Source organism: Myxococcus sp. MH1, from assembly GCF_059738865.1.
On the sequence record NZ_AP026947.1, the window covers coordinates 4,672,104 to 4,693,854 of the forward strand.

The 21,751-nt window shown below is 66.5% G+C and carries 19 protein-coding genes and 5 tRNA genes; 23 read left to right on the forward strand and 1 reads right to left on the reverse strand.

Features of this window, described 5'->3' with window-relative positions:
* Positions 1–639, reverse strand: a complete 639-nt coding sequence (locus tag AC6JA9_RS18800; RefSeq protein ID WP_223751721.1) for a HEAT repeat domain-containing protein — start codon at positions 637–639, stop codon at positions 1–3.
* Positions 640–726: 87 nt separating this feature from the next.
* Here AC6JA9_RS18800 and AC6JA9_RS18805 point away from each other — a divergent pair, with 87 nt between their 5' ends.
* The 23 genes from AC6JA9_RS18805 (at position 727) to AC6JA9_RS18915 (ending at position 21,701) form a co-directional block, all read left to right on the forward strand.
* Complete coding sequence (locus AC6JA9_RS18805; RefSeq protein WP_223751720.1) at positions 727–1,119, forward strand: hypothetical protein; 393 nt, start codon at positions 727–729, stop codon at positions 1,117–1,119.
* 251 nt (positions 1,120–1,370) lie between these two features.
* Complete coding sequence (gene cglB, locus AC6JA9_RS18810; protein WP_223751719.1) at positions 1,371–2,654, forward strand: adventurous gliding motility lipoprotein CglB; 1,284 nt, start codon at positions 1,371–1,373, stop codon at positions 2,652–2,654.
* A gap of 84 nt (positions 2,655–2,738) precedes the next feature.
* Positions 2,739–3,734, forward strand: a complete 996-nt coding sequence (locus tag AC6JA9_RS18815) for an ATP-grasp domain-containing protein (RefSeq protein ID WP_141333272.1) — start codon at positions 2,739–2,741, stop codon at positions 3,732–3,734.
* Positions 3,735–3,797: 63 nt separating this feature from the next.
* The gene (locus tag AC6JA9_RS18820) at positions 3,798–4,247 is read left to right on the forward strand and encodes a hypothetical protein (RefSeq protein WP_223751717.1); all 450 of its coding nucleotides are present in this window, start codon (positions 3,798–3,800) and stop codon (positions 4,245–4,247) included.
* A 5-nt stretch (positions 4,248–4,252) separates the two neighbouring features.
* Positions 4,253–5,059: a 23S rRNA (guanosine(2251)-2'-O)-methyltransferase RlmB gene (rlmB, locus tag AC6JA9_RS18825; protein WP_223751716.1), complete on the forward strand. Its 807-nt coding sequence runs from the start codon at positions 4,253–4,255 to the stop codon at positions 5,057–5,059.
* Between the two features lie 128 nt (positions 5,060–5,187).
* Positions 5,188–5,260: transfer RNA gene (locus AC6JA9_RS18830), tRNA-Thr, on the forward strand.
* A 76-nt stretch (positions 5,261–5,336) separates the two neighbouring features.
* A tRNA-Tyr gene (locus tag AC6JA9_RS18835) sits at positions 5,337–5,420 on the forward strand.
* A 9-nt stretch (positions 5,421–5,429) separates the two neighbouring features.
* Positions 5,430–5,505: transfer RNA gene (locus tag AC6JA9_RS18840), tRNA-Gly, on the forward strand.
* A 26-nt stretch (positions 5,506–5,531) separates the two neighbouring features.
* A tRNA-Thr gene (locus AC6JA9_RS18845) sits at positions 5,532–5,607 on the forward strand.
* A 17-nt stretch (positions 5,608–5,624) separates the two neighbouring features.
* On the forward strand, positions 5,625–6,815 hold the full coding sequence (gene tuf / locus AC6JA9_RS18850) for an elongation factor Tu (RefSeq protein ID WP_267696508.1): 1,191 nt from the start codon (positions 5,625–5,627) through the stop codon (positions 6,813–6,815).
* Positions 6,816–6,916: 101 nt separating this feature from the next.
* Complete coding sequence (gene rpmG / locus AC6JA9_RS18855) at positions 6,917–7,081, forward strand: 50S ribosomal protein L33 (RefSeq protein WP_015349099.1); 165 nt, start codon at positions 6,917–6,919, stop codon at positions 7,079–7,081.
* A gap of 23 nt (positions 7,082–7,104) precedes the next feature.
* Positions 7,105–7,180: transfer RNA gene (locus AC6JA9_RS18860), tRNA-Trp, on the forward strand.
* Positions 7,181–7,281: 101 nt separating this feature from the next.
* Positions 7,282–7,725 carry a preprotein translocase subunit SecE gene (gene secE / locus AC6JA9_RS18865; RefSeq protein ID WP_223751553.1) on the forward strand — a complete coding sequence of 148 codons (444 nt, stop codon included), beginning with the start codon at positions 7,282–7,284 and terminating at the stop codon, positions 7,723–7,725.
* Complete coding sequence (gene nusG, locus AC6JA9_RS18870; protein ID WP_046713309.1) at positions 7,725–8,267, forward strand: transcription termination/antitermination protein NusG; 543 nt, start codon at positions 7,725–7,727, stop codon at positions 8,265–8,267. The genes secE and nusG overlap by 1 nt, the downstream gene beginning before the upstream one ends.
* 134 nt (positions 8,268–8,401) lie before the next feature.
* The gene (gene rplK, locus AC6JA9_RS18875) at positions 8,402–8,848 is read left to right on the forward strand and encodes a 50S ribosomal protein L11 (protein WP_015349101.1); all 447 of its coding nucleotides are present in this window, start codon (positions 8,402–8,404) and stop codon (positions 8,846–8,848) included.
* A gap of 34 nt (positions 8,849–8,882) precedes the next feature.
* Complete coding sequence (rplA, locus tag AC6JA9_RS18880) at positions 8,883–9,593, forward strand: 50S ribosomal protein L1 (RefSeq protein WP_267696507.1); 711 nt, start codon at positions 8,883–8,885, stop codon at positions 9,591–9,593.
* A 387-nt stretch (positions 9,594–9,980) separates the two neighbouring features.
* Positions 9,981–10,502: a 50S ribosomal protein L10 gene (rplJ, locus tag AC6JA9_RS18885; protein ID WP_141326200.1), complete on the forward strand. Its 522-nt coding sequence runs from the start codon at positions 9,981–9,983 to the stop codon at positions 10,500–10,502.
* A 99-nt stretch (positions 10,503–10,601) separates the two neighbouring features.
* Positions 10,602–10,976 carry a 50S ribosomal protein L7/L12 gene (gene rplL, locus AC6JA9_RS18890; RefSeq protein ID WP_223751554.1) on the forward strand — a complete coding sequence of 125 codons (375 nt, stop codon included), beginning with the start codon at positions 10,602–10,604 and terminating at the stop codon, positions 10,974–10,976.
* A 178-nt stretch (positions 10,977–11,154) separates the two neighbouring features.
* Entirely contained in the window at positions 11,155–15,384 is a 4,230-nt protein-coding gene (gene rpoB, locus AC6JA9_RS18895; protein ID WP_223751555.1) for a DNA-directed RNA polymerase subunit beta, read from the forward strand.
* A gap of 133 nt (positions 15,385–15,517) precedes the next feature.
* A complete protein-coding gene (rpoC, locus tag AC6JA9_RS18900; RefSeq protein ID WP_141326203.1) occupies positions 15,518–19,732 on the forward strand; it encodes a DNA-directed RNA polymerase subunit beta' in 4,215 nt (1,404 codons plus the stop codon).
* A gap of 218 nt (positions 19,733–19,950) precedes the next feature.
* Positions 19,951–20,442, forward strand: coding sequence for a hypothetical protein (locus AC6JA9_RS18905; RefSeq protein WP_223751556.1), 492 nt, complete (start codon positions 19,951–19,953; stop codon positions 20,440–20,442).
* Positions 20,443–20,613: 171 nt separating this feature from the next.
* Complete coding sequence (locus AC6JA9_RS18910; protein ID WP_141326205.1) at positions 20,614–20,964, forward strand: phasin family protein; 351 nt, start codon at positions 20,614–20,616, stop codon at positions 20,962–20,964.
* Positions 20,961–21,701 carry a lytic transglycosylase domain-containing protein gene (locus tag AC6JA9_RS18915; RefSeq protein ID WP_141326206.1) on the forward strand — a complete coding sequence of 247 codons (741 nt, stop codon included), beginning with the start codon at positions 20,961–20,963 and terminating at the stop codon, positions 21,699–21,701. The genes AC6JA9_RS18910 and AC6JA9_RS18915 overlap by 4 nt, the downstream gene beginning before the upstream one ends.
* Positions 21,702–21,751 lie beyond the last annotated feature (50 nt).

Sequence of the window (21,751 nt, forward strand, 5' to 3'; positions counted from 1 at the left end):
TCACGGCTCCGCGAGGCTGAGGCCGCGCTGGAGCGCCTCTCGCACGAGGGGACGCTCCTCCAAGGGGAGTCGTTCCTCGAGTGCCTGTCGGACCTGCTGTCCGCCGAGCCGTCCGAGCGCCAGGGCGACGGCCTCCCGCACGGGCTCCTGCTGGTCCGTGAGGCGGGCGGAGAGCGAAGGAATGGCGTCGATTCCCAGGCAGCGCGCCAGGGCTCCCGCGGCGCTCGCGCGAACGTCCGCGGGAGCGCGTGCGTCCTCCAGCACCTCCTGGATGGAGTGCGCGCTCTGCGTCGGGTCCACCAATGCCAGCGAGGCCACGGCCCGGGCCCGTCGCGTCGAGGGCGCGGAGCCATCCATCACCAGCGAGCTGAGGACAGGCACGGCCTGAGGCCCGAGCCGTCGGAGTTGCTCGTCGCGCGGTGTGCCCTGGGAGGCATCGAGCAGGGACTCCACCTGCGCGCGCAGGTCGCGAGGAGGAGTGGCCGTGGGAGGAGGCTCGCCAGCGCCCCGGGAGTAGGCCAGCGCGGAGCCAGCGGAGGTGGCCAGCAGTCCGGCGCCGAGCACGAGGGCGCGCCATCGTCGTCCCCGCGTGGCGCGAGGAGCGAAGGTGGAGGGGGGCGGCGAGGTCGGGGTCGACATGGGGCGCCTCGGCGAGGGGAGGGGGGAGGTCCAGGGTTATACGCCTTTTGCCCGCCCGGACTCGAACCCCGGTAAGGTGCTTCGTCGATGGCTGGACGGGTTTTCTTCTTTCTTCAGCACGCCACGTATGAGCCGGCGTTCCAGGCCGCCTCCATGGGCATCACCGCGGTGGCCATGGGGGACGAGGTCTACTTCGTCCTCGCCTTCGATGCCCTCCGTGCCTGGGTGGACGGAACCTTCGGTCACCCCGACGGCGAGCGCGAGCAGGAGGAGCACGCGCGAGGTGAGAGGCTGGGCGTGCTGGCCCCCGCGAAGATGCTGGAGGAGGCGAGGGCGCTGGGGGCGAGGTTGATCGCCTGCGACACCACGGTGCGCCTGTGTGGCTACCCGCCGGAGGCACTGAGTGGCGCCCTGGACGAGGTGATGGGGCTCGCCTCCCTCTGGCGCCTCACGCAGGGCGCCCGCACGCTGTCGCTCTAGCCACTCCACCCCGAGGCGCGCCAGGCAGGCGACAATGTCGTCTGCTCCGCTCCGGGTGTGTGCCTGACGAAGAGGCGCGTCGGCTCCTGCTGTAACCTCGCAGTCTCATCCGAACCCTCGGACCCCTCCTCTTGAGGCTGTAGCCTCCAGGGGGAGTCACGCGTTACTCTTGCGCCCAAGCCGTCCCCCTGAAGAGCCCGGCCGCGCGGAGCTCCGCGTCCCCCCATAGAAGCAGAAGGAATTCATCACCTATGCGCGCCAAGTTGAACCTCCTGAGCCTGAGCGCCCTTGCTCTGGGCGCCCTCGCAGGCGTCGTCACGGGCTGTCAGTCCTACGACTTCGAGCCGGTGGAGCCGCTCGCCATCGCGCAGACGACGGTCGAGGAGACCATCTCGGCCCTGTCGAGCAAGCCCAACATCATGCTGTTGGTGGACGTCTCCGGCTCCATGACGCTGCCGGTGAATCCGAGCGAGCCCACCTGCATGGTGCGCAACAACCAGGGCAACCTGGTGGTGTGCGGCCAGTCGCTGGCGTGCCCCACGGACACGTGCCCCACGCGCTGGACGGATCTCCAGGCCGCCGTCCCCCAGTTCCTCGCGACCAGCGGTCCGTTCGTGCGCTTCGGCCTGACGACCTACCCGGAGGCCACGGGCAACTCGGGCGTCGAGGCGTGCACCAAGGCCTCGGCGACGTCCGTGCGCAAGGACCTTCCCGCCGTCGAGGACGACGGCTCGCTGCTCGAGCACGCCAACTCCATCAACGCCATCCTCCAGGGCATCCCCAACTTCGGCACGGGGCAGCCCATCGGCGGCACGCCCACCAGTGGCAGCCTCCGGTTCGTCGGAAGCCTGGAGGCGTTGAAGGACCCGGACCGCAAGAACTTCGTCATCCTGCTGACGGATGGTCTGCCCAACTGCAATGAGGCCAATGAGTACTCCGGTGCGGAGAACCCGGCCCAGTGCAAGTGCACCATCTCCGCCACCGGCTGCTCCACGGCGGGCACCGCCTTCGAGCGGCGCGGCTGCCTGGACACGAACGCCTCCGTGACGGCGGTTCAGGAGTTGAAGGCCGCGGGCGTGACGACCATCGTCATCGGCTTCGGCGCGGAGACCGCGACGGGCGAGGGCACCGCGGTGCTGCAGGCCATGGCCGCGGCGGGTGGCTTCGCCCGCTCCTGCGCGGATGACCCGACGGCGTGCGGCGCCAATGACACCTGCATCGCGGCGACAGGCCTGTGCAGCCGGACCTTCTACCAGGCGGGCAACCAAGAGGAGCTCGCGGCGGCGCTCGAGCGCATCAGCAAGGAAGTCATCAACCCCGAGCCGTGCCTGATCCCCCTGAAGGGCCCGCAGCTGCCGTCCAACCCCCAGCTCATCGTCGTGTACGTCGAGGAAGAGCGGCTCCAGGCGGGTGATGGGACGTGGAGCCTCACGGACGAAGGTGTGCTCTTCAACGGCGCCACGTGCGACCGCATCAAGAACTCGCGCCCGGAAGATCCCATCAAGATCGAGATCCGCGCCATCCGTCAGCGCTGAGCAGGCGGCCGGGGGCGGCTTTACCCCGGGGGTGGTGGGGATTATAGGTCCCGTCCGCCTCCGGCCCGGTTGCCGCCCCTGCCCATGAAAGTCACCCTTCTCTCGCGCTCCGCTTCCATTCCGTCCACCCGACGTCTTGTCGAGGCGGGGCGCGCGAGGGGGCATCAGCTCCGCGTTCTCAACCCTCTCCGGGTGCAGATGCACCTGGATGGAGGGGGAAGCGCCACCCTCTATTACGACCGCAAGAAGCTGGCGCCCACCGACGTGGTGCTGCCGCGCATCGCCCAGTCCATCAACACCTATGGCCTGGCGGTGGTGAACCAGTTCGCGCTCCACGGCGTGCCGCTGGTGAACCACGCGCAGGCCATCGCGCAGTCGCGCAGCAAGATGCGCTCGCTGCAGCTGTTGTCCGCGCACGGCATCGACATCCCCGCCACGGTGATGGCGCGCGACGCCGCCCAGCTCAAGGAGATGGTGGGCCTGGTGGGCGGTGTCCCCGTCCTGGTGAAGCTGCTGCAGGGGCAGGAGAAGCACGGGGTGATGGTGTGCGAGAGCCTCCAGTCCCTGGAGGCCGCGCTCGAGGCGGTGCTGGGCCTGGGGCACAACCTGGTGATGCAGGAGTACGTGAAGAGCACCAGCCAGGACGTGCGCGTGCTGGTGGTGGGCGGCAAGGCGATCGCGGCCGTCCGCAGGCGTCCTCGCCCGGGCCGGCTCGCCCACACGCTCATCAAGGGCGCGCGTCTGGAGGAGATGGACCTGTCCCCGGGGCAGCGGGCCACGGCGGAGAAGGCCACCCGGCTGGTGGGCCTGGAGGTCGCGGCCGTGGACCTCCTGGACGTCCAGGGCCAGTCCAAGGTCTTCGAGGTGAACAGCTCTCCCGCGCTGCCGGAGATGGAGGCGGTGACGGGCATGGACCTGGCCACCCCCATCATCATCCGGGCCGAGGAACTGGTCGCGGGCGCGGAGCCTGTGTCGATGCCGGACCTGCTCCCACCGAGCCCGCTCGCGAGTGCCCTCGTCCCATCACCGCGCAAGAAGCGCGCGAGCCGTGCGCCGCGGAGCGGCTCGGAGGGCGCGTGAACAGAATCCCGGCACCTCACGTCGAGGCGTGATACGCAACCCCCGCATCCAGGAGACCCAGCCATGTCGCACATCCGAAGCGTCACCTCCGTCGCCGCCCTGCTGGTGGCCTGCGTCTGGGCGGTCCCGGCGTCCGCGAACGAGGTGGACCCCGCCAGCCTCTATGACGTGTCCACCGACGGCTCCTCCTCCCAGGTGAAGGCGGGAGAGAAGGGCGTGTTCGTGGTCTCGGTGAAGACGAAGTCCGGCGCGCATGTCTCCGAGGAGGCCCCGCTGAAGCTGGACGTGAAGGGCACCCAGCTCACCGTGGCCAAGGAGAAGCTGGGCCGCGAGGACTCGGTCTCCAAGAAGGCCGCGGGTCAGGAGTTCGCCGACCCCCGCTTCGAGGTCCCCTTCACCGCGGCCGCCGCGGGCAAGGGCTCGGTGGACGCCAAGCTTGTCTTCTTCATCTGCACGGAGAAGATCTGCGCGCGTCAGCAGAAGACCCTCTCCGTCCCTGTCGAGGTCCTCTAGTCCCCATGCGTGAGCGTTCCTCCCGAGGTGGTCGAGGCGAGCGCGAGGGGGGAGATTCCTCCGCGCGGCACGTCTATGGGGTGAATCCGGTCCTCGAGGCCCTGCGGGCCCGGCCGGATGAGGTCGAGCGGTTGTTCATCGTGGAGGGACAGCTCGCGGCCAAGGCCGCGGGGGAGCTGCTCAGCCGCGCCCGGGACGCGGGCGTCCGCGTCGAGAAGGTGTCGCGCGAGCGGCTGGCCGTGATGGCCGACGGCGGCGTGCACCAGGGCGTGGTGCTGGAGCTCCGGGGCTTCAAGTACGCGGAACTCGAGGACCTCCTCGACGCGGCCCAGGCCAGCAAGCGGCCCGCGCTCGTGGTCGTGCTCGACGGCATCCAGGATCCGCACAACCTGGGGGCCATCATCCGGTCGGCCCATGCGCTCGGGGCGCATGGGGTGGTCATCGCCAAGGACCGGGCCGTCCAGGTGACGGGGACGGTGGCCAAGGCGTCCGCCGGAGCGGTGGAGCACTGCCTCATCGCCCGGGTGGTGAACATCTCGCGCGCCCTGGAGCAACTGAAGGAGGCGGGGCTCTGGGTGGCCGCGGCCGACGTGGACGCGACCGAGCCCATGTGGAGCGCCCGGCTGGACGGCCCCCTGGCCCTCGTCGTGGGCGCCGAGGGGGGAGGGGTGAGGGAGGGTGTGCTCAAGCACTGCGACCACCGCCTGCGGATTCCCATGGCGGGTCAGGTCGGTTCACTCAATGCGTCCGTTTCGGCCGGCATTCTGCTATACGAGGTCGCCCGCCAGCGGGGGAGCAGCTCCTCCCGTTAGTCGGTCTGAACCCGGGATCAATCTCCTTGACTTGGGTGATGGGGACTTCTAAAAGGGCGCGCCTCGCACATCGGAGTCGGGTGGTTGACGGCTTCGGTGCAGGTAGGGTAGGGCAGGAGCCGATGAGTGCCGGTGTAGCTCAGTCGGTAGAGCAACTGATTTGTAATCAGTAGGTCGCGGGTTCAAGTCCCGCCGCCGGCCAAGCAGGACGGGGCCGCGGATGAGGGCCCGGGACGAGCAGTGCGGGGGGCAGTTGAAGTCGGCGGTTCAAAATTCTGGAGGGATACCCAAGCGGCCAAAGGGAGCAGACTGTAAATCTGCCGGCTCTACGCCTTCGATGGTTCGAATCCATCTCCCTCCACTCGGCATTGCGGGAATAGCTCAGTTGGTAGAGCGTCAGCCTTCCAAGCTGAATGTCGTGGGTTCGAATCCCATTTCCCGCTCCAAACGTTGTAGTTCATAGCATCGCCAAGCCCTGATAGCTCAGTTGGCAGAGCGCATCCTTGGTAAGGATGAGGTCACCAGTTCAATCCTGGTTCAGGGCTCCATTTTTTAGAGGAGTGTCATGGCCAAGGAGAAGTTCGAGCGTAACAAGCCCCACGTGAACATCGGCACGATCGGACACGTGGACCACGGCAAGACGTCGCTGACGGCGGCCATCACGAAGGTGCTGGCGAAGACGGGCGGCGCCACGTTCCTGGCGTACGACCAGATCGACAAGGCGCCGGAAGAGCGCGAGCGCGGCATCACGATTTCGACGGCGCACGTGGAGTACCAGACGGCGAACCGTCACTACGCGCACGTCGACTGTCCGGGCCACGCCGACTACGTGAAGAACATGATCACGGGCGCGGCGCAGATGGACGGCGCGATTCTGGTGGTGTCGGCGGCGGACGGCCCGATGCCCCAGACGCGTGAGCACATCCTGCTGGCGCGCCAGGTCGGTGTTCCGTACATCGTGGTCTTCCTGAACAAGGTGGACCTGCTGGACGACCCGGAGCTGCGCGAGCTGGTGGAGATGGAGGTGCGTGACCTCCTGAAGAAGTACGAGTTCCCCGGCGACACCATCCCCATCATCCCGGGCTCCGCGGTGAAGGCGCTCGAGGGTGACACGAGCGACATCGGCGAGCCGGCCATCCTGAAGCTGATGGCGGCGGTGGACAGCTACATCCCGACGCCGCAGCGCGCGACGGACAAGCCCTTCCTGATGCCGGTGGAGGACGTGTTCTCCATCGCCGGCCGTGGAACGGTGGCGACGGGCCGCGTGGAGCGTGGCAAGATCAAGGTCGGCGAGGAGGTCGAGGTCGTCGGCCTGCGCCCGACGCAGAAGACCGTGGTCACGGGCGTGGAGATGTTCCGCAAGCTGCTGGACGAGGGCATGGCGGGCGACAACATCGGCGCGCTGGTCCGCGGCCTGAAGCGCGAGGACATGGAGCGTGGGCAGGTGATTGCCAAGCCTGGCAGCATCACGCCGCACACCAAGTTCAAGGCGCAGATCTACGTGCTGTCGAAGGAAGAGGGTGGTCGCCACACCCCGTTCTTCAAGGGCTACCGTCCCCAGTTCTACTTCCGCACGACGGACGTGACGGGAACGGTGAAGCTGCCGGAGAACGTGGAGATGGTGATGCCGGGCGACAACATCGCGATCGAGGTGGAGCTGATCACCCCTGTCGCGATGGAGAAGGAGCTGCGCTTCGCTGTTCGCGAGGGTGGCCGCACGGTGGGCGCCGGCGTCGTGGCGGAAGTCATCGAGTAACCCGCCCGGGGAGCTTTCAAGCTCCCTGGCCCCAAACACCGGATTCCGAGGGGAAGGTGCCTGATGGTAACCTTCCCCTTCCGTGTCTGAAGAGGTAGGCCATGCCGAAGGGCAATCGTTCCATCATTTCGCTCGAATGCACGGTGTGCAAGGAGCGGAACTACACGACCACGAAGAACAAGCGGAAGAGCCAGGACAAGCTCGAGCTGAGCAAGTTCTGCTCGCGGTGCCGCAAGCACACGGACCATAAGGAAGGTAAGGTCTAGGTCGGTAGTTCCTGAGAGATTCTAGGCCAGTAGCTCCAACGGTAGAGCAGCGGTCTCCAAATCCGCGTGTTGGGGGTTCGAATCCCTCCTGGCCTGCCAAGTCTCAGTGGGAGCGGGGCCCCCGGTACCTGGAGGTACCGGGGGTTCCTGTGTTTCCGCAGTTCGTGAAATTTCGCTTTCGCAGTACCTCGTGAGGCACCATGGCGACGGCATCAGAGGCCAGCCAGCAGGCTAACCGCTCGGCGATGGATCCGAAGCGGCTCGTGGTCATCTTCTACCTCCTCGCCGGCATCATCCTGGCGCTGTTCCTGGAGCGCTTGTTCGGAGCGCTGTGGGCCAGCTTCGGATGGCCCGATGCGGTGCTCGTCGAGGGGTTGGACTGGAAGGTGTCCACGCTCGTGGGCTACCTGGCGGCCGTGGGCCTCGCACTGGCCGGCTACTTCCACCCCAAGACGCACACCCTCTCCATGGAGGTCGCGTCCGAGCTGATGAAGGTGTCCTGGCCTACCTGGCCGGAGACCCGGACGTCGACCGTGGCCGTGGTCGTCGCCTCGCTCGTGGCCGCGGTGCTGCTCTTCTGCATCGACACCGTCGCATACAACTTGATGGTGGAGTGGCTGCCGTCCCTGTGGGGGAAGCTGTAATGGCGATGAAATGGTTCGTGGTCCACACCTACTCGAACTTCGAGAACCAGGCGAAGAAGAGCCTAGAGGAGAAGATCCGCCTCGAGGGGCTCCAGGACCAGTTCGGTGAGATCCTCATCCCCATGGAGCAGGTCGTGGAGATGGTGAAGGGCGAGAAGAAGACCTCTCGTCGCAAGTTCTTCCCGGGCTACATCTTCGTGCAGATGGAGCTGAACGACCGGACGCTCCACCTGGTGAAGAACACGCCGAAGATCACTGGCTTCCCGGGCACGGGGCAGAACGAGCAGCCGCGGCCCATCTCGGAGAAGGAGGTCGCGAACCTCACGTCGCAGATCTCCGAGGGCACGCTCAAGCCCAAGCCCAAGGTGCAGTTCGACGATGGTGACACGGTGCGTGTGGTCGACGGCCCGTTCGCCAACTTCAACGGCACGGTGGAAGAGGTCAACGCGGAGAAGGGTCGCGTGAAGGTGCTCGTGAGCATCTTCGGTCGCGCCACCCCCGTGGAGCTGGACTTCATGCAGGTGGAGAAGACCACCGGCTAGTTTTTCGCGGGCGACTCGGATAGAGCGCGCCTCGCGGTGCTTCCGCGTCCGTCAGGACGCGGTCCCATGGGTGGGAGAGCCTCCCCGTCTGGAGGCCCGTCTGGACCACCCCCTCGAAAGGCAGTTGTCAGCCGATGAAGAAGGTCACAGGTCAGGTCAAGCTGCAGATTCCCGCCGGCAAGGCGAACCCCGCTCCGCCGATCGGCCCCGCGCTCGGTCAGCAGGGCGTGAACATCATGGAGTTCTGCAAGCAGTTCAACGCGAAGACGCAGGCGGAGGCCAAGGAGGGTCTGATCATCCCGGTGATCATCACCGTCTATCAGGACCGCTCCTTTACGTTCATCCTCAAGACGCCTCCGGCGGCCGTCCTCATCAAGAAGGCGGCGGGCCTGCACACCGAGAAGAAGAAGGGCTCGGGAGCGAAGAAGCCTGGCAAGGAGAAGGTGGGGCAGATCACCCGCGCGCAGCTCGAGGAGATCGCCAAGAAGAAGATTCAGGACACCACCGCCGCGTCGCTCGAGGCCTGCATGAACACCATTGCTGGCACCGCGCGCTCCATGGGCATCGACGTCGTCGGCTAGGCCGCCGCCCCACTCACGGACGAGGATTTCTGTCATGGCTAATGGGAAGAAGTTCCGGGCGGCCGCCGCGCTGGTGGACCGCGAGAAGCGTTACACGGTGGCCGAGGGTTTCGCGCTGCTGAAGAAGACGGTGGATGCGCGCGCGTCGAAGTACGACCAGACGGTCGACGTGGCCATCAACCTGGGTGTGGACCCGAAGCACGCGGACCAGATGGTCCGTGGCGCCGTGGTCCTCCCGAACGGTACGGGCGCCACCGTGCGCGTGGCCGTGTTCGCCAAGGGCGAGCGCGCCACCGAGGCTGGCAACGCGGGCGCGGACATCGTGGGCGCGGAGGACCTCCAGAAGCGCATCGAGGAGGGCTTCCTCGACTTCGACACCGTCATCGCCACCCCGGACATGATGGGTATCGTGGGTCGCCTCGGTAAGGTGCTCGGTCCTCGTGGCCTCATGCCGAACCCGAAGGTCGGCACGGTGACCATGGACGTGGCCAAGGCCATCCGCGACGCCAAGGGCGGTAAGGTCGACTTCCGCGCGGAGAAGGCCGGCATCGTCCACGCGAAGATGGGCAAGTCCTCCTTCTCGGTGGACAAGCTCGAGGGCAACTTCAACGCGCTGCTGGACCTGGTGATGAAGCTCAAGCCGGCCACCGCCAAGGGCGTGTACCTGAAGGGCATCGCCATCTCCACCACGATGGGCCCGGGCATCAAGATCGATACCCAGGAGATTCTGGCCCGCCACCGCTAGGCGGCCAGCAGGCGGGCGGTGCTCACTTCCCCGCAGTGGGGGAGGCAGAGCTGCCGCCTGCCTGACGTCTCAGGTTCGAAAGTTCTGGATCTTTGCCGAAGCCGGGGGTATAGGCCCCCGGCTTTTGCAATTGGAGCGCCACGTCATGAGGCGTGCGCTTCGACCTGGTTCATGACAGCAGGGACCCGGTCAGAGGAGAAGTGCCCCGTTGGGAACCGGACAACCGGTCGGGGCGTGGCTTCCTCTGGCGGGTTCAAACGGCCGCAAGGCCAGCCCTGCCGAGACTGGAGGTGCGGTGTGGTGTCTCTCGGAGGCTCCTCTCGCTCTGCCACTTTGGCCCAGGCATCACGCCCGTCGGAAGACGGGCCAAGAAGGAGGTGAGTCAAAGTGCTGAAGAGCGAGAAGGAGGAGATGATCAAGGAGCTCCACGAGAAGTTCTCGCGGACCAAGTCGGCCATCGTCGCGGAGTTCTCCAAGGTGGATGTGGAGACGGTGACGAAGCTGCGCAAGAAGTTCCGCGAGGGCGGCGTCGAGTACAAGGTCATCAAGAACACGCTGGCGCGCCGTGCCGCGCAGGGCACGGACGTGGCTGTCATCGCTGATGACTTCACGGGTCCGGTGGCTCTGTGCCTGAGCTACGGCGACGTGGTGGCCCCGGCGAAGATCCTGACCGAGTTCACGAAGGACCTCGAGGACAAGATCAAGATCCGCACCGCCGTGGTCGACGGCCGCAAGGTCGACGTCAACGGCGTCAAGCAGCTGGCGAAGCTGCCGGGTCTCAACGAGCTCCGGGCGCAGCTGCTCGGCATGCTCAACCAGCCGGCTGGCAAGCTGGTTCGGACGATTGCCGCCCCGGGTTCCCAGCTCGCGCGGGTCGTTCAGGCCCACGCGGACAAGGCGCAGGGTTAGTTTTCCTGATTCATCCGAGAAGTTTCTCTACACCAACCTTGACGGCCGTAGCTCCCACGGGGACGCAGGCCGTTAGTCAAACCCAGAAGGACGAGTTCCATGGCTGACCTGAATGCAATCGTTGAGCAGCTCTCCGGCCTGACCATCATCGAGGCCGCCAACCTGGTGAAGGCCCTCGAGGAGAAGTGGGGCGTCTCCGCCGCCGCCGTCGCCGTTGCCGCCCCCGCGGGTGGTGCTGCGACCGCCGCCCCGGTCGAGGAGAAGACGGAGTTCACGGTGGTGCTGTCGAACGCCGGCGCCAACAAGATCAACGTCATCAAGGAGATCCGCGCGATCACCGGCCTGGGCCTGAAGGAGGCCAAGGACCTGGTCGAGGGCGCGCCCAAGACGGTCAAGGAGGGCGTCAACAAGGACGACGCCAAGAAGATCAAGGACCAGCTCGTTGCCGCTGGCGCCACCGTCGACATCAAGTAAGTCGTACAGGGGCTGCTTGGTTTCCGGGAATTTCCAAGCAGCCTCCTGACCGGATGAGCAGGCCGGCGCTCCCAGTAGGGGGGCTGCCGGCTTTGCCCATTTGACCGTTGCAAATTTCCCGGCGCCGCCGCGCGTTACTGAAGTTTGCCCCGCCCGAGCAGCCGTCCCCGGAGCCAGAATGCCGACGCAGATCCAGAACAATTTCCGCGTGCGGAAGACCTTCGCGAAGATCGCGAAGATCATCGACATTCCCAATCTTATCAACATCCAGAAGCAGTCCTACGAGAAGTTCCTCCAGGCCGATATCGCCCCGGAGAAGCGTGAGGACATCGGCCTTCAGGGTGTCTTCAACTCGGTTTTCCCGATTCGGGATTTCAACGAGACGTCGTCGCTGGAGTTCGTCAGCTACCACCTGGAGAAGCCGAAGTACGACGTCGATGAGTGCCACCAGCGTGGCATGACCTATTCCGCGCCCATCAAGGTCGTCGTCCGCCTGGTGGTGTGGGACAAGGATGAGGAGACCGGCGCGCAGTCCATCCGCGACGTGAAGGAGCAGGAGGTCTACTTCGGGGAAATCCCGCTGATGACCCAGAACGGCACCTTCATCATCAACGGCACGGAGCGCGTGGTCGTCAGCCAGCTGCACCGCAGCCCGGGCGCGTTCTTCGACCACGACAAGGGCAAGAGCCACTCGTCGGGCAAGCTGCTCTACAACGCGCGCATCATCCCCTACCGCGGTTCGTGGATCGACTTCGAGTTCGACCACAAGGACCTGCTGTACGTGCGCATCGACCGGCGCCGCAAGCTGCCCGCCACGGTGCTCATCCGCGCCCTGGGCGCCGTCAGCGACACCGCGAAGAAGAACCCGCTGGAGTTCAAGGGTTCCACCGAGGAGATCCTCAACTACTACTACGCCACGGAGACCATCTACCTCCAGAGCGCGACGGACTTCGAGAAGAGCGTCGAGCTGGAGCTGCTCCCGGGCCAGCGCGCCACCCGCGACATCAAGACGAAGACGGGTGAGCTGATCGTCAAGAAGAACCGCAAGTTCACCCGCGTCGCCATCAAGAAGCTCGAGGCGGCGAAGATGAAGACGCTCCCCATCGACGCGGACGAGCTCTTCACGAAGGTGTCCGCGTACGACGTGGTGGACGAGAACACCGGCGAGGTCATCCTCGAGTGCAACGAGGAAGTCTCGCAGGAGAAGGTGGACGAGCTCCTCAAGCGCAACATCAAGGAGTTCAAGGTCCTCTTCATCGACAACCTCAACGTGGGCCCCTACCTGCGTGAGACGCTCATGCTGGACAAGCTCGAGACGCCCGAGCAGTCCATCATGGAGATCTACCGTCGTCTGCGTCCTGGCGATCCGCCGACGCCCGAGACGGCCATCAACCTGTTCACGAACCTGTTCTTCAACCCCGAGCGCTACGACCTGTCCAAGGTGGGTCGCCTCAAGCTGAACTTCAAGTTCGGCCTCGAGGAGCCGCTCGACGGGCAGATCCTCACCAAGCGGGACATCCTCGAGGTGATCCGCTACCTGATCGATCTGAAGAACGGCAAGGGCACCATCGACGACATCGACCACCTCGGCAACCGGCGCGTGCGCGCGGTGGGCGAGCTGCTCGAGAACCAGTACCGCATCGGTCTGGTTCGCATGGAGCGGGCGATCAAGGAGCGCATGAGCCTCCAGGAGATCGAGACGCTCATGCCGCACGACCTCATCAACGCCAAGCCCGTCACGGCGGTCATCAAGGAGTTCTTCGGGTCCAGCCAGCTGTCGCAGTTCATGGACCAGACGAACCCCCTGTCCGAGGTCACGCACAAGCGTCGTCTGTCCGCGCTCGGGCCCGGCGGCCTCACGCGTGAGCGCGCGGGCTTCGAGGTCCGCGACGTCCACCCGACGCACTACGGCCGCATCTGCCCCATCGAGACGCCGGAAGGTCCGAACATCGGTCTCATCGCGTCCTTGTCCACCTACGCGCGCGTCAACGAGTTCGGCTTCGTGGAGACGCCGTACCGCAAGGTCGACGCGGGCGTTGTGACGACGGACGTGGCCTTCTACTCGGCGCTCGAGGAGGAGAAGCACACCATCGCGCAGGCGAACGCGGAGACGGACAAGAAGGGCAAGTTCGTCAACGCGCTCGTGTCCAGCCGCCGCGGCGGTGAGTTCGTCCAGGCGCGCGCCGAGGACGTGGACCTGATGGACGTGTCGCCGAACCAGCTGGTGTCGGTGGCCGCGTCGCTCATCCCGTTCCTGGAGAACGACGACGCCAACCGCGCCCTCATGGGCTCGAACATGCAGCGCCAGGCGGTTCCGCTGCTGCGCACCAGCGCTCCGCTGGTGGGCACGGGCATCGAGGCCATCGTCGCGCGCGACTCGGGCGTGACGTGTGTCGCGCGCCGTGACGGCACGGTGGAGAGCGTGGACGCCGGCCGCATCGTGGTGAAGGCGGACGTGCCGGCCTCGCTGAGCGACGTGTCGAGCGAGGTCGACATCTACAACCTGCTCAAGTACCAGCGCTCCAACCAGAACACCTGCCTCAACCAGAAGCCCATCATCAGCAAGGGCGACAAGGTCCGGAAGGGTGACGTCATCGCCGACGGCCCGGCCACCGAGACGGGCGAGCTGGCGCTGGGGCAGAACGTGGTCGTCGCGTTCATGCCGTGGCAGGGCTACAACTTCGAGGACTCCATCCTCATCAGCGAGCGCATCCTCAAGGACGACGTCTTCACGTCGATCCACATCGAGGAGTTCGAGTGCATCGCGCGCGACACCAAGCTGGGCAAGGAGGAGATCACCCGCGACATCCCGAACGTGGGTGAGGAGGCCCTCAAGGACCTGGACGAGAGCGGCATCATCCGCATCGGCGCCGAGGTGAAGCCCGGCGACGTGCTGGTGGGCAAGATCACCCCGAAGGGCGAGACCCAGCTGTCTCCCGAAGAGAAGCTCCTGCGAGCCATCTTCGGCGAGAAGGCCGGCGACGTGCGCGACAGCTCCCTGCGCGTGCCCCCGGGCGTGGTGGGCACCGTCATCAACGCCAAGGTGTTCAGCCGCAAGGGCGTGGAGAAGGACGAGCGCGCCAAGCAGATCGAGTCCATGGAGGAGGCGAAGCTCCTCAAGGACCAGAACGACGAGATCAAGGTCCTCCAGGACAGCGCCATCGGCCGCATCCGCGCGCTGGTCCGCGGCAAGGAGGTCCAGGGCAAGCTCGTGGACGACAAGGGGAAGATCCTCCTGAAGAAGGGGGACATCCTCGACGACGCGCTGCTGGCCACGGTGCCCTACAAGTACTGGGGTGAGATCTCCGTCGGCGACCCGCTCGACTCCCGCGTGCGCGACATCCTGCGCAACCTGGAGGAGACGAAGGAGGCCGTGAAGCTGGCCTTCGGCGAGAAGATCGCCCGCATCAAGAAGGGCGACGAGCTGCCTCCGGGCGTCATCAAGATGGTGAAGGTGTACGTCGCCATCAAGCGCAAGCTGGCCGTGGGCGACAAGATGGCCGGCCGCCACGGAAACAAGGGCGTCGTGTCCCGCATCCTCCCCGAGGAGGACATGCCCTACCTGGAGGACGGCCGCCCGGTGGACATCGTCCTCAATCCGCTCGGCGTTCCCAGCCGCATGAACATCGGGCAGATCCTCGAGACGCACCTGGGCTGGGCCGCCAAGGGCACCGGCGAGGCGCTGCAGCGCTACGTGGAGGACAACTGGGGCGCGGAGGCCATCAAGGAGCGCCTCAAGGTCATCTACGGCGCGGAGACCCCGTTCGCGGCGTTCCTCGACAAGCTGGACGAGGAGGAGATCCGCCAGCTGTGCCGTCGCTCCAAGCGCGGCATCCACGTGGCGACGCCGGTGTTCGACGGCGCCCAGGAGCTGGAGATCCACCAGCTGCTCGACGAGGGCAAGCTGCCCCGCACGGGCCAGATGGTGCTCTTCGACGGCCGCACGGGTGAGCCGTTCGACCAGAACGTCACCGTGGGCGTGATGTACATGCTCAAGCTGCACCACCTGGTGGACGAGAAGATCCACGCGCGCTCCATCGGGCCCTACTCCCTGGTCACCCAGCAGCCGCTGGGCGGCAAGGCGCAGTTCGGCGGTCAGCGTCTGGGCGAGATGGAAGTCTGGGCGATGGAGGCCTACGGCGCGGCGTACACGCTGCAGGAGTTCCTCACCGTCAAGTCGGACGACGTGGTGGGCCGCACGCGCATGTACGAGGCCATCGTCAAGGGCGACAACGTCCTGGAGAGCGGCCTGCCCGAGTCGTTCAACGTGCTCCTCAAGGAGCTCCAGTCGCTCGCGCTGGACGTCGAGCTGCTCGAGAGCGCCCCCCCGGAGCGGCAGCGCAGCTTCGGCGGCGACTTCCTCGGCGGCGGTGACGGCGAGGAGCGCAAGACCGGGACCGAGGCCTGAGTTAGAGCCGGCGCGCCCGCCTGACCGGCCGCCCGCCACCCCGTGAGGGGGTGGGCGCGGCCGGGTCCGGGGCGGGGGCCCGAATCAGCTGGCGTTCCCCACGGGGGACGCCTCACGAGATTTCGGAGGCAACGTGAAGGACATTTTCAACTTCTTCGAGAAGCCGAAGGACCCGTTGTCGTTCAACGCCATTCGCATCGCGCTGGCGTCGCCCGACAAGATCCGCCAGTGGTCGCACGGTGAGGTGAAGAAGCCCGAGACCATCAACTACCGCACGTTCAAGCCGGAGCGTGACGGCCTGTTCTGCGCCCGCATCTTCGGGCCGGTGAAGGACTACGAGTGCAACTGCGGCAAGTACAAGCGCATGAAGCACCGTGGCGTGGTGTGTGAGAAGTGTGGCGTGGAGGTCATCCAGTCGAAGGTCCGCCGCGAGCGCCTGGGTCACATCACCCTGGCCACGCCGGTGGCCCACATCTGGTTCCTCAAGTCGCTGCCCAGCCGCATCGGCAACCTGCTCGACATCACGCTCAAGGAGCTGGAGAAGGTCCTCTACTGCGAGAGCTACATCGTCCTCGACCCCAAGTCGACGCCGCTGCAGGCCGGTGAGCTCATCAGCGAGGAGAAGATGCACCGGCTCTACCAGGAGCACGGTGAGGACTCCTTCACCACGGGCATGGGCGGCGAGGCCGTCCGCGAGATGCTCAAGGGCCTGGACGTGGAGAAGCTGTCCGAGGCGCTGCGCAAGGACATGCGCGAGACCACCAGCGAGGCGAAGCGGAAGAAGTACGCCAAGCGCCTGAAGGTGGCCGAGGCGTTCCGCGTCTCTGGCAACAAGCCCGAGTGGATGATGCTGGACGTGATTCCGGTCATCCCGCCGGACCTGCGCCCGCTCGTTCCCCTCGACGGTGGCCGCTTCGCGACCTCCGACCTGAACGACCTGTACCGCCGCGTCATCAACCGCAACAACCGTCTCAAGCGCCTGCAGGAGCTCAACGCTCCGGACATCATCATCCGCAACGAGAAGCGGATGCTGCAGGAGGCCGTCGACGCGCTGTTCGACAACGGCCGCCGCGGCAAGACGATCACGGGCCCCAACAAGCGCCCGCTCAAGTCGCTGTCCGACATGCTCAAGGGCAAGCAGGGCCGGTTCCGTCAGAACCTGCTCGGCAAGCGCGTGGACTACTCGGGCCGCTCCGTCATCGTCGTCGGTCCCGAGCTGCGCCTGCACCAGTGCGGCCTGCCGAAGATCATGGCGCTCGAGCTGTTCAAGCCGTTCATCTACAACAAGCTCGAAGAGAAGGGCTACGTCACCACCATCAAGTCGGCGAAGAAGATGGTGGAGAAGGAGCGTCCCGAGGTCTGGGACATCCTCGAGGACGTCATCCGCGAGCACCCGGTGCTCCTCAACCGCGCGCCCACGCTGCACCGCCTGGGCATGCAGGCCTTCGAGCCCGTGCTCATCGAGGGCAAGGCCATCCAGCTGCACCCGCTCGTCTGCGCGGCGTTCAACGCCGACTTCGACGGTGACCAGATGGCCGTGCACGTGCCGCTCTCCATCGAGGCTCAGATGGAGGCCCGCGTGCTGATGATGTCGACGAACAACATCCTCAGCCCCGCGAACGGCAAGCCCATCATCGTCCCGACGCAGGACATGGTGCTCGGCATCTACTACATGACCCGAGCCCGCGAGTTCGCCAACGGCGAGGGCCGCGTGTTCAGCTCGCCCGACGAGGTCCGCGCCGCGTACGACCACGGCGAGGTGCACCTGCAGGCGAAGGTGGTCTGCCGCATCGACGGCAAGCGCAAGGAGACCACCGTCGGCCGTGTCCTGCTGTGGGAGGTGGTTCCCCGCCGCGTGGGCTTCGACGCCATCAACAAGGTGCTCGACAAGAAGTCGCTCGGCGGCCTCATCGACCTCTGCTACCGCCTGACGGGTGAGAAGGAGACGGTGCTGCTCGCGGACCGCATCCGCAGCCTCGGCTACTTCAACGCCACGCGCGCCGGTATCTCCATCGCGCTGAAGGACATGATCATCCCCGCGAAGAAGCAGGAGTTCCTGGACTACGCGGGCAAGGAGGTGTCGGAGATCGAGAACCAGTACCTCGAGGGTCTCATCACCGACGGCGAGCGCTACAACAAGGTCATCGATATCTGGGCCGAGGTGACGGAGAAGGTCGCCCAGGAGATGATGCAGCAGATCTCCCAGGAGGAGGCCTCGCGGGAGAAGGACGGCAAGCGGGAGTCGCGCAAGCAGCCGTCGTTCAACCCCATCTACATCATGGCCGACTCGGGCGCGCGTGGTAGCGCCCAGCAGATCCGTCAGCTCGCCGGTATGCGCGGACTGATGGCGAAGCCGTCCGGCGAAATCATCGAGACGCCCATCACCGCGAACTTCCGCGAGGGTCTCTCGGTGCTCCAGTACTTCATCTCCACGCACGGCGCCCGCAAGGGTCTGGCGGACACGGCGCTCAAGACGGCCAACTCCGGTTACCTCACCCGCCGTCTCGTTGACGTGGCGCAGGACGCCATCATCAACGAGTACGACTGCGGCACCATGGACGGTCTGTTCATCGGGGCCCTGGTCGAGGGTGGCGAGATCATCGAGCCGCTCGGCGAGCGCATCCTGGGCCGCGTGGCCCTGGACGACATCCTCGACCCCGTCACGGGCGAGGTGCTGGTGCGCGCCAACGAGGAGATCGACGAGGACCGCGTCCGCCGCATCGAGAACAGCGGCCTGGACAAGGTGAAGATCCGCTCGGTGCTCACGTGCCAGGCCAAGCGCGGCATCTGCGTGGAGTGCTACGGCCGTGACCTGGCGCGTGGCCGCAAGGTGTCCGTGGGCGAGGCCGTGGGTGTCATCGCGGCGCAGTCCATCGGTGAGCCGGGTACGCAGCTGACGATGCGCACGTTCCACATCGGTGGTGCGGCGACGCGGCGCGCGGAGCAGTCCAGCCTGGAGAACCGGTACGCCGGTAGCGTGAAGTTCGCGGGCCTCATCACGGTGCAGAAGACGGACGGCACGCTCGTGGCGATGAACCGCAACGGCGAGCTGGTCGTCGTCGACGACTCCGGCCGCGAGCGCGAGCGCTACCAGGTCATCTACGGCGCCCGCATCCTGGTGAAGGAAGGCCAGCGCATCGAGGCGAGCACGCTGCTGGCGGAGTGGGATCCGTTCGCCATCCCGCTGCTCACCGAGGTGGGCGGTACCGTGCGCTACGAGGACATCATCGAAGGCGTGACGATGTCCGAGACCCTGGACGAGGTGACGGGTCTGTCGCGTAAGACGGTCATCGAGTCGAAGGACCCGGAGGCGCGTCCGCGCGTCTCCATCCGCGACGCCCAGGGCAACACGAAGGACCTGCCCTCGTCCCGCAACCCGGCGAGCTACTTCCTGCCGCAGGGCTCCATCATCACCGTCAACGACGGCGATGAGATCCACCCGGGCGAGGTCATCGCCAAGGTGCCGCGCGAGACGACCAAGACGAAGGACATCACGGGCGGTCTGCCCCGCGTGGCCGAGCTGTTCGAGGCGCGCAAGCCGAAGGATGCCGCGGCCATCGCGGAGATCGACGGCGTGGTGTCGTTCGGCAAGGACACCAAGGGCAAGCGCAAGCTCATCATCACCCCCGAGGTGAACGGCGAGCAGCGCACGGACCTGGCCAAGGAGTATCTGATCTCCAAGGGCAAGAACATCAGCGTCCACTCCGGCGACCGCGTGAAGGCCGGCGAGGCGATGATGGACGGCGCGGCCAACCCGCACGACATCCTCAAGGTGCTGGGCGAGAAGGAGCTCGCGCGCTACCTGGTGGACGAAGTGCAGGAGGTCTACCGCCTCCAGGGCGTGAAGATTAACGACAAGCACATCGAGACCATCGTCCGGCAGATGCTGCGCCGGGTGCGCGTCACGGATGTGGGCGACACCAACTTCCTGGTCGACGAGCAGGTGGAGAAGTGGGTGTTCGAGGAGGAGAACGAGAAGATCATGGCCGAGGGCAAGCGCCCGGCCGTGGGTGAGCCGCTGCTGCTCGGCATCACCAAGGCCTCGCTCTCCACCGAGTCGTTCATCTCGGCGTCCTCCTTCCAGGAGACCACCAAGGTGCTCACCGAGGCCGCCATCAACGGCAAGGTGGACTACCTGCGCGGCCTCAAGGAGAACGTCATCATGGGTCGGCTCATCCCCGCCGGTACGGGTCTGCCGAACTACAAGCACCTCGACATCGAGGTGGAGAGCCCGACCGACGAGGTCAACGAGATGGAGGCCGCGCTGGCCGGTGCCCACGGCGATGGTGGGCCCCTGTCCGCTCCGGCTCCCCGTCCGGAAGGCACCCAGACGACGGGCGCCGCCTAGCGCTCGCCAGGCCGCCCCTCGGGCGAGCCTGGGTGCAGTCCTCCCGCCGCTCCGGTCTTCGTGCCGGGGCGGCGGTTTCATTTTCAGACCCAGTTAGTCGGGCTTTCCGGGACGTCGTCCTTGACGGTCATGGCGCGCCGCGTTATGTTTTGCGCGGAGAGTTTCTGACTCACTGGGTTACTGCCCGGCGATGCCGGGTGAAAAGGGGAGGACGACACATGGCCACGACGAAGCAGGCGGAGACGAAGCACGAGGAGACGACCCCCGCGGTGGACGCGAGCGCCGAGGCGGCGAAGAGCGGTTTCTCCAACGTGGAGGTCTTTCTCAAGGCCCAGCTCGCGCAGGCGCAGAAGCGCATCGAGGAGCTGGAGGGTGAGGCGGGCAAGGTGGTGAAGGCGCTGGACGCCCGCCGCCAGGAGGCCACGAAGGAGGCCCAGGCCCTGTGGACCAAGTTCCAGGCCGGTGAGCTGCTGACGGACCCGCGCGTGAAGGAGCTGGGCAAGAAGGTGGACGCGGCCGGCGCCGAGCTGAAGAAGCGCCTGGACGGGCTGCAGACCAAGGTGGTGGGCGCGGTGGGCGTGGCCAGCCAGTCCCAGCTGCAGGAGCTCAACAAGGAGCTGTCCAAGCTGTCGCGCAAGGTGGACTCGCTCTTGAAGCCCATCCGACGCTCGGGTGCCTCGAAGGGCACGGACTCCTCTCCCCGCGCCTGAACAGCGACGGGTGGTTGACGCATGGTGCCCCCTTCCCACTCCACGAGTGGACATGAGGCAGGGGAGGGGGCTCGTTCTCGTTTCCTTCACCCCGGGGGTGTGATTACGTGGCAGGTCCGTTCGACTGTTCCAGGCCCACGGGTCTGGTACACCCCCTCCCGGAGAGACCCATTGGACAACAAGCCCGAGGCCCCCCGAGAGAAGAACCCTGTCGCGGAAACTTTTGAGCGCATCTGGAGTCAGGCGCTCCTCGCGGTCAGCACGGCCGAAGAGGAGGCCTCCCGCGCGGTGCAGAAGGTGGCGTCCGTGGCCGGCTGGAGCCAGGACGAGGTGAAGCGCCAGGCCCAGGCCTTCTCGGACCGCCTGGCCGGCCACCGTAGGGACTTGGAGCACAACGTGGAGGACCGGGTTCGCACGGCCCTCACCCGGATGAAGCTACCCCGTCGCGAGGAGCTCCAGGCGTTCGGCTCCCGGTTGGAGCGCGTGGCCGAGCGCATCCAGGCCCTGGAGCAACGCAAGTGACTTCTCCCGCCCCCACGGGCGGGAGGTCGTTCGCGACGCGTTTCTTCGAATCTCTCCACGCTCTGAGCTCAGGCTGTTCCCGACTCCCCCTGCTGGCGGGGGTGGCGCTCGTCGTGTCCGCGCGGCTGGTGCCGCTGCTGGAGGAGCGCTCGGTCCAGCCTGTCCTGTCCGAGCGCGTGGTCGCCGAGAGCCCCTCTCCGGAGGCGTCCCTCATCGACCTCGTGCTCGCGCGGCGCGCTCCGGGCCTGGGCCTCACCCTGCGCCGGCAGCTCGGCAACGCCATCGCCGAGGAGGCCCGGACGGCGGGGTATGATCCGCTCCTGGTGCTGGCCCTCATCGACGTGGAGTCGGACTTCGCCGAGGAGGCGGTGTCCGAGAAGGGCGCGCGGGGGCTGATGCAGATCAAGCCCAGCACGCTCCACTTCCTGGCGGAGAAGGAGGGCCTTCGCCTCTCCCGGGAAGAGGTGACGGCCGACACGGCGCTGTGCGTGCGGCTGGGCATCCGCTACCTGCGCTCGCTGCAGGACCGCTTCGGCGGCGACCTGGAGCTGGCGCTGATGGCCTACAACGCCGGCCCCACCCGCATCCGCAATGCCATCAAGCAGGGCGAGCTGGACCGCTTCCGGCGCTACCCCCGGGCCGTCCGGCGCGACTTCCGCCGCTTCCGCGAGGGCCATGGCCTGGGCGGAGACTGGGCGCTCGCCCAGCGCGAGGCGGACGCCGTCCCCACGCCTTGATACACCCCGTGTGAATCTCGCCGCGCCATGGCCGCTCCAAGCGGAGGCAT

What these genes read in the sequence shown, in the direction of transcription:
- AC6JA9_RS18800 (WP_223751721.1), bottom strand. Translation starts at nt 639, where the DNA reads ATGTCGACCCCGACCTCGCCGCCCCCCTCCACCTTCGCTCCTCGCGCC.
- AC6JA9_RS18805 (WP_223751720.1), top strand. Translation starts at nt 727, where the DNA reads ATGGCTGGACGGGTTTTCTTCTTTCTTCAGCACGCCACGTATGAGCCG.
- cglB (WP_223751719.1), top strand. Translation starts at nt 1,371, where the DNA reads ATGCGCGCCAAGTTGAACCTCCTGAGCCTGAGCGCCCTTGCTCTGGGC.
- AC6JA9_RS18815 (WP_141333272.1), top strand. Translation starts at nt 2,739, where the DNA reads ATGAAAGTCACCCTTCTCTCGCGCTCCGCTTCCATTCCGTCCACCCGA.
- AC6JA9_RS18820 (WP_223751717.1), top strand. Translation starts at nt 3,798, where the DNA reads ATGTCGCACATCCGAAGCGTCACCTCCGTCGCCGCCCTGCTGGTGGCC.
- rlmB (WP_223751716.1), top strand. Translation starts at nt 4,253, where the DNA reads ATGCGTGAGCGTTCCTCCCGAGGTGGTCGAGGCGAGCGCGAGGGGGGA.
- tuf (WP_267696508.1), top strand. Translation starts at nt 5,625, where the DNA reads ATGGCCAAGGAGAAGTTCGAGCGTAACAAGCCCCACGTGAACATCGGC.
- rpmG (WP_015349099.1), top strand. Translation starts at nt 6,917, where the DNA reads ATGCCGAAGGGCAATCGTTCCATCATTTCGCTCGAATGCACGGTGTGC.
- secE (WP_223751553.1), top strand. Translation starts at nt 7,282, where the DNA reads ATGGCGACGGCATCAGAGGCCAGCCAGCAGGCTAACCGCTCGGCGATG.
- nusG (WP_046713309.1), top strand. Translation starts at nt 7,725, where the DNA reads ATGGCGATGAAATGGTTCGTGGTCCACACCTACTCGAACTTCGAGAAC.
- rplK (WP_015349101.1), top strand. Translation starts at nt 8,402, where the DNA reads ATGAAGAAGGTCACAGGTCAGGTCAAGCTGCAGATTCCCGCCGGCAAG.
- rplA (WP_267696507.1), top strand. Translation starts at nt 8,883, where the DNA reads ATGGCTAATGGGAAGAAGTTCCGGGCGGCCGCCGCGCTGGTGGACCGC.
- rplL (WP_223751554.1), top strand. Translation starts at nt 10,602, where the DNA reads ATGGCTGACCTGAATGCAATCGTTGAGCAGCTCTCCGGCCTGACCATC.
- rpoB (WP_223751555.1), top strand. Translation starts at nt 11,155, where the DNA reads ATGCCGACGCAGATCCAGAACAATTTCCGCGTGCGGAAGACCTTCGCG.
- AC6JA9_RS18905 (WP_223751556.1), top strand. Translation starts at nt 19,951, where the DNA reads ATGGCCACGACGAAGCAGGCGGAGACGAAGCACGAGGAGACGACCCCC.